Origin of the sequence: Methyloprofundus sp., from assembly GCF_965251085.1 — a bacterium.
Classification (GTDB): Bacteria; Pseudomonadota; Gammaproteobacteria; order Methylococcales; family Methylomonadaceae; genus Methyloprofundus.
Genome location: NZ_OZ252594.1, coordinates 2427125 through 2440690, shown reverse-complemented (window position 1 = coordinate 2440690; position 13566 = coordinate 2427125). Strand labels below are relative to the sequence as shown.

Below are 13566 nucleotides of genomic sequence, written 5' to 3'. Positions count from 1 at the left end.
ACCAGTTATTAGCTATTAGGTTTCAATATCGCGCTAGTACAGTACCCCTTAAGTTTAATTAATGGCGATAACGGATGTACTTTTCAAGACGGGAGATTTTAGGGAAGTGGGCTTTAGTAATCACTTGCAAACGGGCGAAGCTTGTTTGCCAAGCTCTGTTTCGCAAAGAGAGTGACTACGCCCTAAGTCTAGCCCCATCATTTTGGTGGCTTATTTAGTGCGAGTAACTTATCCATCTCTATATCCGGATTATTGAAAGAACGTAAGCGCTCAACGAAGCACGTACTTGCCCTATTCAGGCGTATCTGATTTTTTAATATTCCAGGGCAACAAAGCCTCCACTTTATCAACCGTATCAGCATAAGGTAAAGCAGTGAGAACCTGCTTAAGATATGCATAAGGCTCCAGCCCATTTGCTTTAGCTGTTTCTATCAGGCTGTAATGTATTGCACTGGCACGAGCACCTGCAGGGGTATCAGAAAATAACCAGGCTTTGCGCCCTATCACAAACGGGCGAATCGCATTTTCTGCCAGGATGTTGCTAATATTGAGTTCACCATGGGTGCAATACACATTGAGTTTTTCCCACTGGTTACTCAGGTAAGTCATTGCCTTTCCTGTCAGGCTATCTTTAGGTACTTTATGCTGGTTTTCTTCCAGATAGGCTTTGAGCTGGTTCAATACAGGAATGCTCTTCTCCTGGCGCTGCTGATATTTTTCATCCACTGACAGGTCTTTAATTTCTCGCTCAATGACATACAGTTTATTGATCAGGCTCAGCGCTTTACCTGCTTTTGAGGGTTTGTTATTTTGTCCCTTTTTGCGTTTAGGCTGTGCATTCTGGGCATCTTTAAAATAACGACGCGCATGATCCCAGCACCCCAGCTGGGTGATGCTGTTTTTTTGGCACACGGCATTGTACCCCGCATAGCCATCGGTTTGCAGATAGCCACTAAAGCCGTCAAGCAGGCGCATGGGGACGTCTCCACTACGAGAGGGATCGTATTCAAACAGGATGCTTTTTTCACCCGGTGGCCCGCCAAGCGTCACCCACATATATTTATCTGAGGTCGCTGGCCGCCCCGGTTCTTTTAATACCTGAACCCGCGTTTCATCAGCGAGTATGACTGCCCCTGTGTGTTGATGCTCTCGCATCAGGTTAATCAGGGGCTGAAGTTGTTTAGCCAGTGCGATCATCCAGTTTGCTAATGTCGCTCTGGAGATGTCACCCCCATAACGAGACAAGATGCCTTCTTGCCGATATAAAGGTAAGCCGTCAGCATACTTGGCGATAATAACAAAGCACATTAAACTGATGCTTCCCATTGCTCTGGCAATAGGGTGTCTGGGCATTTGTGCGGCTTTAACCTGGCGTTGTTTTTCGCCTTCAATCTGTTTGATAAAGACCGCTTTTTCCTGCATGTATTCAAGAACACGTACTTTAGCAGGAATAATATCCAGCTCTTCTTTCACTTTAGTAAAGAAAGTATCAATAGCACCTTCTTTTTCTTCATCGGTTAAATAAATAAAAATTTGCTCGCGAGGTAACTTATCTGAGAAGGGTTTGCGTCCCGGCTTTTTCTTGGTGCCAGTAGAACTTGTTTGTTTTTCGTCCTCAGGTGCTTCATCAGCCTCCAGGTCTAGCTCCTCATCGCTATCCGCTTCATTCTCTGCTTCATCAAACAAAGAGGATTGATGAGATTGTTCACTGGATGATCCAAAGCGTTTTATTTTAGATAAGCGTAGTACCTCTTCCAGAATAAGGATGCGTTTTTTCTGTTCGGAAATCACCCCAGACTTAACTTCAATCACACGCGTCAGTTCATCAATAGCCTGTTTTTTTTCAAGCAACAAAGCAACACTCTCCGACAGCAAAGAACCGGCTTTATCTTGTTGTTTTATATTTGAAATATCGGCTAAAATCATGGCTTTATTATAGCATTTATAGTGGCAATAATGAACACAAAAACAGCTAAAAAACAGACTCATATTGAAGTTTTTTATGACCTTTCATCGCGCTAATATCAAAGCCATCCAGCAGCCAGTTTAACGGCTGGCCTGTTAAGGTTAATGTCTCTTCCTCACCCTTAGGCCACTTAAATGTTTCTTCTACCAATGACTTGTAATAAAGGACAAAACCATTATCTTCCCAAAACAGGCATTTAATCTTATTCCGCCGTTTATTCGTAAAGGCATAGAGAGCCCCCTCAAAAGGATTATGCCCTAACTCACATTCAACAATCGCCGATAAGCCCCGATGTGACTTACGAAAATCAATGGGCTGCCGATACAGATACACTTCTGTCAAAGACAGAGAGGGACGCATAACAACCGTCATCGCAACAGCTCAAGCAGTGGTTGAATACACGGCATAGTATCCTGCGTAATACCTTCCAACCGAATACCATCATTAAATTGCAAAGATAATCCTGGGACTGGCGCAGATGAACGATCCCCGTCAACCCGAATACGTGTAAACCCTGTAGGGGAAGTAGTCGGCTTTACAGTCGATTTACGTTTCCAGTAGCCTAACTTTTGCGGACATAAATCATGCTGTCGACAATAAGCTACCTGTGATTGGCCTGATGCCTGCCAGTGCTCTATGTGAATAGGCCAGAAAGTCTTTGCCTGTATTTTTTCTAACGCTGCCATTTAAAATTCCCCGTGGTATTTAACAATGGGGATAGTTTGGCATTAATCTGAGTTGCCGTGAAGTACGCTGACTATTGAGCGCTTACGAAAGAACGGCTAAAACTTATTGCACTTGATAAGGCGTTAAAGCTCTTGCTATTCTAGTAACTTAAAATAACAAAGGAGTGGCAAAAAAATTCTTCATAGTTAATGAATCGTACTTGTCCGGGATTGATAAAGAATTGCTAGTGCGGCAAAATCTTTCTCAGTTTTATTAAGCATTTGCCAGGCTTCGATTTCCTTAAAACATTGACAAAGCTCTAGATATATTTTGCTAGCTCCTCCATATATTTGGTGACTTAAAGCGAGTGTTATACTGTGCTCGTATAACAGAGAATTCAGGTAATCGTAAATTTCAATTAAACAGAGTATTTGTTCTTTTTTTTTGTTTTCCGCCGCCCAGCAATCAGCGATATTGAGATACGAAATGACTAATACGGCTGTTAGTGATCCCGGTAAGGGAGTGGCACTTTTGTAATCCGTAAATAATTTCTGAGCGATTCTGAGTGCCGCTTTGGAGTGTTTAAATGAGGGCGAGATGTCTCCTGCTGAAAAATCTTCGTTGGCTAGTTTTATTTTATTTTTCCATAGTTCATCGTTGTATTTTTTTTGATTCATTTTAATTATCCTCAGTCAGGATGTTTGATTTAAAATTTTTCTTGCTAAATCGCACAGATAAAAATTTTCTAAATAAGTGATGCCCGCCAATTATCAACAGCTAGCTCTGCTAGTAATAGCTTTAACCAGGTTTTTATTCTACTAACGGTTAAGTCGGCCTGCCGGTCTTCATCTAGGGGTAGGCCGATAAATGTATGTTCATCAATTAAAGCTTTGGAGTCAGTAAATTCATAACCTACAGAAGGCCAGTTACCAATTATTGTAGCGCCAGATTCTTGAGCTTTTAGGGCTAATGGCATCATGGCATCGCAAAAATATTCTCCCCAGTCTTCTTGCTCGCCCAGTCCATAGATTGCGACTTTACGGTTGCTTAAGTCTACTTTTGCCAGGTCATCAAGTTTATTTGCCCATTCACTTTGCATTTCTCCGTCGTACCAGGTAGGTACACCTAGAATAATAAAATCATACTGAATAATGGTATCTTGTAGATCTGTTTTAAAAACCTCATGAATGTCCATGATCTCCTCTCCAATCTCGTCGCGCATTAGTTCTGCAACGCATTCGGTATTACCTGTATCGCTGCTATAGAATAATCCTATCTTCATTTATCACTTCCTAGTGTAATTGGTTTAATTCAAGTATCTGTGTCTCTTTTTGGTTCTGCGCTTTTTTTCCTTTGAGTATTTTTGTTGCGTTATAAAAAATATCGGAAATTTCAATAAATTGCTGCGTGTCTAATTGAAAGGATATTCGTCCTGGCAAGCTAAGGTTAACGATATTACATTCCATGCAAACACTTAAATGGCAATATTTTGATGATATTAAAGGTTCAATAGGGCAAGAATTGTTTGACATAAGTTTTTTGAGTTTATATTCAAGATATGTATTAAGCTTTAATGCGCAATTACTTTGTTTATTTCCAAATTTTCTGCAGTGAGTAATTCCACCGTGTGTTGATTAGAGATGGTCTCCCACTGGTTTAGTAGTTGCTGTAAGGTGTTTTGCCATTTCCCTAAAGAATTTGCCTCTGAAGAATTCAGCGACAGTATTAAATATCGATTAATGCTCGTAGCAATCGGTTCGCAGGGACTTATTGCATATAGCGTCATCAGTTGACAGATAAGAAGTAGCCTAGGTAAATCAATTTGATCTTCTTCGGTTCCCGTTGCGGGTAGTGTTTGAGGCATAAGTATTTTCCTTGTTTAATCTACGTCAATATCAAAGACATTTTTTGATTTTTAACGGGGGCATCTTTACGATGAACCCGATAGTTGTGTAATTTTCTATCAAGGGATGAGCACGAAATAAAATCTACAACAAGTAATGGAATCGGTATCCTTAGCCCTGCCATTTCGATGTGGGACTAAAGAGGCTGTGAAACTAATCAAAAAAAAAATTTTACATTTTATTCGTCATGGTATTAAGCGAATTGAGGAGTGCGAAAACATATTTTTGCACTCCAATAGGCAATACTTTCTCAGCCTCTAAAGATACCGCTTCCAATTTGACTAAGTTATTTCGTGCACATTCCTGAGCGTTAGAGTGGCGGTATGTTTTACAGGTAACTTCAGCCCATTTTTATAGTGACAGGCTGAAGTCGATTTCTACAATTATTAAAAATATTCCTTGTTAAAATACTTGTCTAAATAGGCATCGTGAAGCTACGACTAGCGATTTCAAATACATTGGTGACTTCGCAAAGCATGTCAATGAAATTAGTTCATACAGGCTAGGGTATAAACTGCCTAGATTTTCAAGTTATATTGCTTATTAATGTTAAGCTGGAATTGTTTTAATATACTTTTGTTCGGCAGTACTCCAGTCCTTTTGTTCATATCCTGGGATAAAACCTCGCGCTTCAGACATATAATATGCGCATTCTTCGATCCATAATTCACGGTCAGAAGGCCCTGCAATATCAAGAGTTACTTCCCGGGTAATTTTCTGCTGCTCTGTTGGGACAGGTTTCTTTTTGCTAACGGTCATTATCTTTCTCCTAATGATTGAATAAAATAAAAGTACATCCCTGTAAATTTTTCTCCGGATAAACAGTCTGCATTGTTTACCTTGTTGCTTATTAAGGCAGTTGAAATAGATTATTATTTTGTTCTGCCTTAACTCATATTCGCTTGCTAGTTGAATCAACGTCGTTTCAATTACTTCGCAATAAAGAAGGGTTTATAAAGAACGAAGCATTTAAATGTCGCTGAATATGCAAGCTTTTTTCATGCCTGTATGCGGCATGTCCTTTGTTGCCACAATCCTTTGTAGCTCAAGAGCTTGTCTAGCCTGGGCTGTAACAAAAAAACCACTGTCCTGTTGGTTTTGTACTCTTGAAAAGCAGATTCTACTGCTTATATTGAATGTAAGTTAAAAGCAGAATCATAAATACTCTTGGCCTTATCAATTCTCCTGCTTTTTTGTTACATTCTTTATTCAGGCCTTGCTCTGGTTTAATGGGCGACCTCCAGGTAGGGTTGCAAAAGTTTGTTTATACTTATAGTAATACGAATGATTCTCAATTGCAATAAAGTTTATATTTTTTGTATATTGTTTAACGCGACAAGGGCGCTGAAGCACTTATTCTAGACTATTATCCTTTAGGAATTTACGCAGGTACCCGTAGTCTCTGACCTTTCTATCGTGGACATGATTTTGTTGAGGGCGCTTGATAGTGAGTAAAGGCCTGAGCTTTTTAAATATTGGTATGGTTTGTTCTGTTTATTACAGATGCGTTTAATTTTCCAATAAGCATCATGGCTGATGCAGGAACTTGGAAATACTACCACATCGGCTTTGCTTAATGATTGCTGTAAATCTTGAGTGTTTTTTTCCAGGCCGCCATCATGGTGCATAAAGGTACCAGCGTGTTCTTCGACTAATTCGCGATAAAAAGGGATGAGATTGGTCTTGCCCCCTACATAAAGCAATGTCATTCACTTAAATACAAAAATAACAAAAAAAAATAAAGTGATTAAAACTCATAAGCTTAAGCAACACTTTCCTCAGTTACTTTTTGCCTTGACTATATCCATCTAATCTGCCAACATAAGCATGGATAATTTAATTTTTGCAGGCAGGCAACATAATGACAACAGCTATTACCCAACCCCTTACACTTTCTGCTCGTTATTTTTCTAAAAAAGAACTCGCCTACGTTCAGCAAACCGTTAACACGTTCCCCAACTTAAGCCTGACCGAACTTGCCGAAACGCTATGCGAACATTTGCACTGGGTCACGGCAAAAAAACGCAATAAAATTAATGCCTGCCTAAGCGCCTTAGCTAAGCTCAGACATCTTGATTCAGACGAAACTAATTTGAGACCATTTCCTAATTTTTTGCGGATGAAGTCAGCTCATAAATTAAGCGCAGATCGGTTCCTGGATAATTGAGTTCCGTTTGATTGAGTTGTTCAAATAACTTTTCTATTGCTTTATTACTTGCAGGTCGGGAAGTACTATGCACACGTATCCGAAGTTGTTTTTTTACTTCATCGGGTAATATATCTGCTTCTGTCACAAACAGCGTTTGTAATAGTTGCCTTGCCATCGGAAAGTCGATTGTCGGTGAGGTTAGCAGAGCGGCCATTGCTGTTTCTGCCCGATAAGCGATCATGTTGACAGTATCTATCAGCCGCTTTTTCCCTGGCAGAAGCTGTTCGAACTTATCTTCGTCTCTCAACTCTTGCCAGGTAATGTGTTTGGGCGTTTGGCTTAGTTTTTCCTTGATGGTTTTTAGTTCATTTTCATAATGCTCTATTTCTTCGAGTAATTCTGCTCGTTTTCTTTCCCATTTCTTGTATTTCACATCTTCCGTTTCATCTTTTTTAATCACCGGATGAAGTTCCATCGCTGCAAATCGAGATAGACGGTAATTGAGTTTGGATTGTATCGAATTACGCTGTCCTTCCTGTTGGCGCCTATCAGGGTTGACCACCTTTTGGGTATCGGATAGTGGCTCTATTCCATACTCCTGTAGCATATCTAGCCCATAGTGGTGCTTCATATATCTAAAAAAGTTCTCTTGGCACCACCGGCTAAACATTCGCCCAGAAACAGCCGTCAATTCTAGTTCATAGGCTGTGGTAATAATACTGGTTTGGTGACCAGAATCAGTCAACTTGCGCACTTCTCTCATCCACATCGCCTGTTTTTTGGTTCCAACCAGACTGCCTCGTTCGGCGAGTTTCATGATGACTTTTTCACCACTCGGTAGGGTGATCTCCTGACTGGAAAAATTGTCCAGTGGCCAATTTTCGGTGGGAAATTTATGATAGGTCATGCAAGCGACACGATGCTTGTCCCACATCTTTCTAAAGAATGCGGGGCTATAGCCTTCTCTATCAAACACCAGGATAAAACGACAGGCTTGTTTGTTTTGCTGTAATGCTTGTGCACTCGGTTGATTCGGAATGTCTTTGAGTAATCGGGGGACGATATCTTCTTCCAGCGTTTTTAGTAAGCCCGGATCCACCGTTTTTTCAACGACAAAGAAGGGACGCCCCGTACCATCATTAACCCAGTAGTCGGTGATACCCCGTAAGCAGAGTTTTTCGCGTGAAACATGCCGTTTGGGAAGTTTAGTCAAGTGTCCATGATAGACACGGACATGACCATCTATGTAGAGTGTTCCTGCTGCCTCTGGTTCATTTTCCATCCATTGTCGACTGAGGTCGGCCGCCCAGCTTTCAACTGATTCTGGATCAGACAGTCCTTTTACTTTGGTTCTTAAACAGCGCACTTCGGGAACCCGATCCAGGCCAAGTAGTTTGCCGAATTCACCCGGTGCATGCTCGCGAAGTTGTTCGGCATTTTTGATGCGACATAGTCCCATAAAGGCGAGTAGCAATAGGATATGAAAGGTTTGATAATAACCTGTCAGTTTGCCAAGGTGGTGCTCAATGTCATTTAATAAGCCATTGCTAAGTAACGCGGGCAATGCACATAACACACCGCCTTTAGGAACATCTAAACAGGATTCGAATTCGATTGAGGCTCCCTTTTCCTGCTCACCCAAAGCCGCCTGGATTCGCTCTTCTACTCGAGTGCAGGCCGTACCGAGTGACTCGGCTGCACTGGCATCAATAATATCACGGGCTGATTTGGTACTGCCATCATTGGGGTCTATTGATACGGCAGACTTTTTTTTAAACGTCCATCACTGATCGCCTTGCGAAAGGTATCTGCCCGGATGCCTAATTCTTTAGCGGCTTCGTTAGGCGTCATACCTTGATCCAGATATTCCTGAGCTTGCTGCAAAACCTCAAGCGTAAAGAGTGGTCCTCCCTTGCGAGTCGGGCGAGGTTCAAAAAACGAATCAGCCCCTTTTTCTCGTAGTTGCCTTAATGAGCGCATAACACTACTTTTAGAGACACCAAAGGTTGTAATAATATCGATTGAACGACAGGAGCCGGTATTGATGAGTTGAGAGGTGTGAAGTCTAAATAATCTCTTATTGTCAGCCTGGTGAGAATAGATCGGGATACCGCCGAGGAAATAAAACCACTCATCATTTCGGTTATCAACACTGACCTGACCATTTATAATAGTCGTACCCTGAGGAATTATTGGGAGCATGAGTTGCTGCATTAATTGAATACCTCGTATGATATGAGGGCTTAGTTTAACCTAAATGAGTACCGTTTTCATTTCTTTAGCTGAAAATATCAATCATTTGACAATAATTCCCTAACCCTTTAATTATATTGCCTAGTTTAAGTTTTAATGGATTTCTTTCAGGATAGCGAATCAAGATGTCTGAAGCTGGAAAAATTGGGCTATATCAGCTTACCGGTAAAACGCGTTCAAAAGAAACGCGAATCAAAACCGATCATCTGGACATCACAATCGGTTCCTGGTGTACCTATTGAATGTGAGCTCAGTTCCTTGGGGCCTATAGAATTAGAGGTTGTCACAGATAAGGCGGATGTCGCGCTTTGGAATGAGCTCGTTGATCGGCATCATTACCTGGGTTATCGTCATCCTATCGGTGCGGCCTTAAAATACTTTATCATCTCCAATACACCGACACGACAAATCCTGGGTTGCCTGCAGTTTTCAGCCTCTGTCTGGCACCTGGCTGACCGTGATCACTGGATTGGCTGGCAAACGAAAGATAGGGAGCAACGCTTAAACCTGATCATTAATAACACCCGTTTTTTGATTTTACCCTGGGTCAAAGTCAAAAATTTAGCCAGTCACGCCTTATCTATCGTGACTCGTCAAATTGCAGATGATTGGGATAAAACGCACGCTTACCGCCCCGTCTTGATTGAAACCTTTGTGGACACCACGCAATACCACGGCACCTGTTATCTCGCTGCTAATTGGTCACATATCGGCGAAACCAGTGGCAAAGACTGGCAAAAGGCGACGGATAATAAAGAGGGCACCATTAAGAAGTTGTTTGTTTTTCCGCTTAATCCACACTTTAGAGCCGTATTGAAAAATGAACCTGTCAGCCAAAAAAAATCGATCATTGATGACGACTTTTTAAACTTATGGGGCAAGGTTGTCAATATCATCTCTGAGGTGGCTCTTGCCTACGATGCCACCTGGCAAAAACGCAAACGGGTGATAGACTCATTATTACTGGTTTTTCTTATTTTTCGCCTGGTTTTTTCAAAAAACACACAGAGCTATGGCACCACCATTACCGAATTCTGGCACAATTGCCATCGGATGAAGTTTCCCTTGCCCCAAAAACAAGCCATTTCAGCCTCATCCTTTACCGAGGCACGTAAAAAACTGAATGAATCCATTTTTATCGAGTTGAACCAGCGCATTATCCAGGCCTGTCCTGAGAAAACATCAGAACGCTGGTTGGGACATCGCCTGTTTGGAGTGGATGGTAGCAAGATCAATCTGCCCCGAGAATTAATCAAAGCAGGTTATGCCACACCACAACAAAACAGCCATTACCCACAAGGCCTGCTCAGTTGCTGCTATCAACTTAAATCAAAAATCCCCTATGATTTTGATCTGGTCAGTCATGGCAATGAACGCAAGTGTGCTTTGGCGCATTTACAAACACTAGAGCCAAATGACGTTTGCGTCTATGATCGCGGTTATTTTTCTTACGCCTCTTTATTCCAGCACATTCAAGCGGACGTACACCCTGTTTTTAGAATGAAGAGACACGCAGGAAAAGCGATTGATGAATTTATCGACAGTGATAAAACGGATGAGATCATTACCCTGATGCCAACAAAAGCGCGCCAGAGAGAGATCAAAAAAGAATTTCCTCAGATGATCTTTGTACCGCTAAAGATACGTCTCATCAAATATGTCATTGATGGCACGAGTTACTGTATTGGCACCACGCTAATGGATAAGCAATACACCATTGATGCGTTGAAATCGGTCTATCATGATCGCTGGGGCATTGAGGAGCTTTATAAAGTGAGTAAAAACCTGATTGAGGTTGATGGTTTTCATGGGCGCAGTGAGCGCACGGTCAAACAAGAACTGTACGCTCACTTTGTGTTGATCACCATGAGTCGACTCTGCGCGAGGGCCTCTGAGCATTTACTGGCGAGTTTGCTGAATCTTCCTGTCGATGAAGAATCAGAGGCAGAGCAAACCATTCAGGTGAACTTTAAAAATACATTAACGACCGTAGCCCGACATCTTGAGGAGATTTTGTATGCACCCAGTATTTACATCAATCAGGTGATGACTGAGTTGGTTTGTTCAATTTCACGTTACTATCACAAGAAAAGGAAGGGGCGTCATTACGCAAGAGAATCGAAACAGTCAGCACAGCAATGGAATACGCGGAGAAATAGCGCTTGATTTTTTAACATAAGAATGTGGGTTGGGTTGAAGTTTATCTGATTCTTAACCGAATAGGAGTGTTTCTTAAACGAATGACATTGCTACATAAAGTACGCATTGCCCGCAAAGTTCCTGTTTTTGTAATGGACATTGGGGTTGTGTTTTTTCTAATAATGCAGATTGTAAATATTCCACCTCATTTTGATAGACAAGTAACTGATCCTGGCTTCGCATAATATGTTGCTTTTGTCTAGCAATTATTTTAGGTGATTGTTGTTTAATCTTCTGATATTTAGAGATTTCAATTTTCTGGCAATCGAGTTTATTAGCCAGCTTCTCAACTAAATTATCTAGTTCTTGTCTTTCTTTTGTGCTCTGCAATATCATTAATTGATCATGGCTATTTTTCAGCGCATACACTCGATTTTCAAGATCTGATCGTTGTTCATGGTGGCTTTTTGCATCATTTAGTAAGCGGTTATTTTCGCAGGCTAATTTATTACATTTTACCTCCCATGATCGCATTTCACTCTGATGATTCCGACGCTCTTGTTCAAGTAGGCTTAAGCGTTTAAGGTCCGCTCTATTAGAGGCGCCTGATAGATGAGAAAGCATATGAATATCGCCATAAAATATTCTTTTCATTTCTTCGTCACTTTCGGAGTGAGACATTACGGCCCAAAAAACACCAATCATGTCACCAGAATAAAGTGCGGCTTTCCAAAAGCCCTTTAATTGATCTGCGTGCATTTTTTTAGTCTCTAGCACAGCCGATTGGAACTTTTTATCTAGATAACTTTGTACCTTTTTACTCGGGCGATTGTTTTCTGAAATCAACGTTACTATCGTTGTATGCAACTCGTATGGGAGGAATCCGTTAGTGCCAATATGCAATTGTCTGAGTAGTTTTTTGACTTCATCCAATGTCAGACAAGTGCCTATAACGGCACAGTGATAATTATGGTCTAAATGCCATAATTTTACCTTATCTTGTTTTTTTTTCTGAGAGGGGAGCCAATCCCGAAATTTTTCTTTTATTTGTATGCTTTCTTGCATCATAATCTCCATACCTATTTGAGGGGTCTATACTAAAAGCGGGGCAGATCTCCTGCATAACAAGCAGTGTGGGCGGTTTTTTGCCTACCTTTCAAGTTATATAGTTTGTCTTGCTTTTAGTTAGTAGTCTATTAGAGCGTTTAGGGCGCTCTGAATTTATTGTTTTCTAGTTTATGCATTCATGTTTTGTTTCTATCCAGGCGAGACAGCTCCAATGTGCGGACAAGCGTCTCAATGCGCAGCGATGTTTAATATCAGAAATAAATCCTGGAAAGGATAAAATGGCATTGATATGCTCTACGACTGCTTCTGCAACAAATGTATTTTTATCTTTTAGGTATATTCGAATGAGCATGCTCGTTCTTAATTCTATTTGCTCAGGGCGATCTTTTTCTGAAATAGTAAAAAAAGGATATGGATTTGGGCTCATGTTTTTTCCTTATGACTAGAGTCGGATGGTTAGTGAATAGACAGCCGTATAAAGATTTACTTTCCAGTAAGGTAATTTTCTAGGCAAAGCTTCATTAGGCAATGCTTTGAGTCTGAATCTAAACAACGGATATCTGCAGCGCAAATTTGCTTATTTTGTAACAGCTCATTTATTTTCTCTGTACTGATTTCCAGGAAAATTGGAGATGTAATTTTACTGTTCGTTGTTTTGTGTGCGCCTTGGTGGGCTGCTTTTGAAGTAAAAATTAAGTTAAATATGCAAATAACAGGATGTGCTAAGGAGCAATGCACATCAAAAAATTTATGTTGCCCATTTTTTATATCAGAAAAAGGTTGGGATGCTTTTATCTGTGAAAAAAAACTTAATAGTGGTGTTCTCTGCCATCTAATGTCGTTTACAAGGTACATAACATACTCCAGGTTCAAATATTTTTAATAATGGTATTGCAAATGATTCTTATTTGCAATAAGTTTTTATTATTTTTATTTGAGAACCCACGTCGTATTGGTTTTGATTTTTCATAAATGAAATAAAAATTATAAAGCTGAGTGTACATTTGGCATCATTCATATTTTCCAAGAAGTAATTAATACGTTTCGATATTAAAGCTACGCAAGAGTTTAATAGTTTGTTTTCTCTCGTTAGCATAGATCGGATTAATCCACTGGCAGAACAAAGAAGGTGATAGCTTGCGTGGCATTGAAACGTCAAGTTTGTATGAGTGGTACTTTAGATATGGCTAAAGAATATGTATCAACTGATATCAACACTTTACCGCTCAATCCGAGGGGGATTTAGATCCAAAAACAGAAGGCCATGAAATATATAGATTTTGTAAGCGCTTAATAACCAAGAAAAATAGATAAATACCTAGTACAATAGTAGGTTTTAGCCCATACAAATCGAATATCGCGCTTCCCGGAGTTTTTGGTGGCATAGGAGCAGGTAGGGTCTAGGTCTTTCGCCTTTTTTA

Annotated in this window: 15 protein-coding genes; 2 read left to right on the top strand and 13 right to left on the bottom strand. The window is 40.6% G+C overall.

Annotated elements, in window-relative coordinates; all coding sequences use genetic code 11:
- Positions 1–291: 291 nt before the first annotated feature.
- The 8 genes from tnpC to ACQY3F_RS11245 all read right to left on the bottom strand — a co-directional run bounded on the left by tnpC (position 292) and on the right by ACQY3F_RS11245 (position 6245).
- Positions 292–1926, bottom strand: coding sequence for an IS66 family transposase (gene tnpC / locus ACQY3F_RS11280; protein WP_428352934.1), 1635 nt, complete (start codon positions 1924–1926; stop codon positions 292–294).
- 46 nt (positions 1927–1972) lie between these two features.
- Positions 1973–2338, bottom strand: coding sequence for an IS66 family insertion sequence element accessory protein TnpB (gene tnpB / locus ACQY3F_RS11275; protein WP_428353150.1), 366 nt, complete (start codon positions 2336–2338; stop codon positions 1973–1975).
- Positions 2335–2652 (bottom strand): IS66 family insertion sequence element accessory protein TnpA, encoded by a 318-nt coding sequence (gene tnpA / locus ACQY3F_RS11270; RefSeq protein ID WP_428352923.1) that lies wholly within the window; start codon positions 2650–2652, stop codon positions 2335–2337. The genes tnpB and tnpA overlap by 4 nt, the downstream gene beginning before the upstream one ends.
- Before the next feature lie 186 nt (positions 2653–2838).
- Positions 2839–3309: a hypothetical protein gene (locus ACQY3F_RS11265; RefSeq protein WP_428354928.1), complete on the bottom strand. Its 471-nt coding sequence runs from the start codon at positions 3307–3309 to the stop codon at positions 2839–2841.
- A 68-nt stretch (positions 3310–3377) separates the two neighbouring features.
- Entirely contained in the window at positions 3378–3914 is a 537-nt protein-coding gene (locus ACQY3F_RS11260) for a flavodoxin (protein WP_428354927.1), read from the bottom strand.
- Positions 3915–4202: 288 nt separating this feature from the next.
- A complete protein-coding gene (locus tag ACQY3F_RS11255; RefSeq protein WP_428354925.1) occupies positions 4203–4496 on the bottom strand; it encodes a hypothetical protein in 294 nt (97 codons plus the stop codon).
- Between the two features lie 589 nt (positions 4497–5085).
- The gene (locus tag ACQY3F_RS11250; protein ID WP_428354924.1) at positions 5086–5295 is read right to left on the bottom strand and encodes a DUF2934 domain-containing protein; all 210 of its coding nucleotides are present in this window, start codon (positions 5293–5295) and stop codon (positions 5086–5088) included.
- A gap of 614 nt (positions 5296–5909) precedes the next feature.
- The gene (locus tag ACQY3F_RS11245) at positions 5910–6245 is read right to left on the bottom strand and encodes a DUF2325 domain-containing protein (protein ID WP_428354923.1); all 336 of its coding nucleotides are present in this window, start codon (positions 6243–6245) and stop codon (positions 5910–5912) included.
- 152 nt (positions 6246–6397) lie between these two features.
- Here ACQY3F_RS11245 and ACQY3F_RS11240 point away from each other — a divergent pair, with 152 nt between their 5' ends.
- Positions 6398–6703, top strand: a complete 306-nt coding sequence (locus ACQY3F_RS11240; RefSeq protein ID WP_428354922.1) for a hypothetical protein — start codon at positions 6398–6400, stop codon at positions 6701–6703.
- Here ACQY3F_RS11240 and ACQY3F_RS11235 read toward each other — a convergent pair.
- The gene (locus ACQY3F_RS11235) at positions 6642–8327 is read right to left on the bottom strand and encodes a putative transposase (RefSeq protein ID WP_428354407.1); all 1686 of its coding nucleotides are present in this window, start codon (positions 8325–8327) and stop codon (positions 6642–6644) included. The two genes, ACQY3F_RS11240 and ACQY3F_RS11235, sit on opposite strands and share 62 nt — an antisense overlap.
- Before the next feature lie 107 nt (positions 8328–8434).
- Positions 8435–8899, bottom strand: coding sequence for a hypothetical protein (locus tag ACQY3F_RS11230; protein WP_428353676.1), 465 nt, complete (start codon positions 8897–8899; stop codon positions 8435–8437).
- Positions 8900–9082: 183 nt separating this feature from the next.
- Between ACQY3F_RS11230 and ACQY3F_RS11225 the strand changes: the two genes are divergently transcribed.
- Positions 9083–11104 carry an IS4 family transposase gene (locus ACQY3F_RS11225; protein WP_428354921.1) on the top strand — a complete coding sequence of 674 codons (2022 nt, stop codon included), beginning with the start codon at positions 9083–9085 and terminating at the stop codon, positions 11102–11104.
- A gap of 66 nt (positions 11105–11170) precedes the next feature.
- Here the strand turns inward: ACQY3F_RS11225 and ACQY3F_RS11220 are convergent, their stop codons facing one another.
- From ACQY3F_RS11220 to ACQY3F_RS11210, 3 genes are all read right to left on the bottom strand, one after another.
- Positions 11171–12145, bottom strand: coding sequence for a hypothetical protein (locus ACQY3F_RS11220; protein WP_428354919.1), 975 nt, complete (start codon positions 12143–12145; stop codon positions 11171–11173).
- A gap of 163 nt (positions 12146–12308) precedes the next feature.
- Positions 12309–12572: a hypothetical protein gene (locus ACQY3F_RS11215; RefSeq protein ID WP_428354918.1), complete on the bottom strand. Its 264-nt coding sequence runs from the start codon at positions 12570–12572 to the stop codon at positions 12309–12311.
- A gap of 56 nt (positions 12573–12628) precedes the next feature.
- Positions 12629–13000 carry a hypothetical protein gene (locus ACQY3F_RS11210; RefSeq protein ID WP_428354917.1) on the bottom strand — a complete coding sequence of 124 codons (372 nt, stop codon included), beginning with the start codon at positions 12998–13000 and terminating at the stop codon, positions 12629–12631.
- Between the last annotated feature and the right edge of the window lie 566 nt (positions 13001–13566).

Bases quoted from the DNA above. Each gene is read 5' to 3' on its own strand.
- ACQY3F_RS11250 (WP_428354924.1), bottom strand. From the start codon at position 5,295: ATGACCGTTAGCAAAAAGAAACCTGTCCCAACAGAGCAGCAGAAAATT.
- ACQY3F_RS11220 (WP_428354919.1), bottom strand. From the start codon at position 12,145: ATGATGCAAGAAAGCATACAAATAAAAGAAAAATTTCGGGATTGGCTC.
- tnpA (WP_428352923.1), bottom strand. From the start codon at position 2,652: ATGGCAGCGTTAGAAAAAATACAGGCAAAGACTTTCTGGCCTATTCAC.
- ACQY3F_RS11260 (WP_428354927.1), bottom strand. From the start codon at position 3,914: ATGAAGATAGGATTATTCTATAGCAGCGATACAGGTAATACCGAATGC.
- tnpB (WP_428353150.1), bottom strand. From the start codon at position 2,338: ATGACGGTTGTTATGCGTCCCTCTCTGTCTTTGACAGAAGTGTATCTG.
- ACQY3F_RS11215 (WP_428354918.1), bottom strand. From the start codon at position 12,572: ATGAGCCCAAATCCATATCCTTTTTTTACTATTTCAGAAAAAGATCGC.
- ACQY3F_RS11265 (WP_428354928.1), bottom strand. From the start codon at position 3,309: ATGAATCAAAAAAAATACAACGATGAACTATGGAAAAATAAAATAAAA.
- ACQY3F_RS11245 (WP_428354923.1), bottom strand. From the start codon at position 6,245: ATGACATTGCTTTATGTAGGGGGCAAGACCAATCTCATCCCTTTTTAT.
- ACQY3F_RS11255 (WP_428354925.1), bottom strand. From the start codon at position 4,496: ATGCCTCAAACACTACCCGCAACGGGAACCGAAGAAGATCAAATTGAT.
- tnpC (WP_428352934.1), bottom strand. From the start codon at position 1,926: ATGATTTTAGCCGATATTTCAAATATAAAACAACAAGATAAAGCCGGT.
- ACQY3F_RS11210 (WP_428354917.1), bottom strand. From the start codon at position 13,000: ATGTACCTTGTAAACGACATTAGATGGCAGAGAACACCACTATTAAGT.
- ACQY3F_RS11240 (WP_428354922.1), top strand. From the start codon at position 6,398: ATGACAACAGCTATTACCCAACCCCTTACACTTTCTGCTCGTTATTTT.
- ACQY3F_RS11230 (WP_428353676.1), bottom strand. From the start codon at position 8,899: ATGCAGCAACTCATGCTCCCAATAATTCCTCAGGGTACGACTATTATA.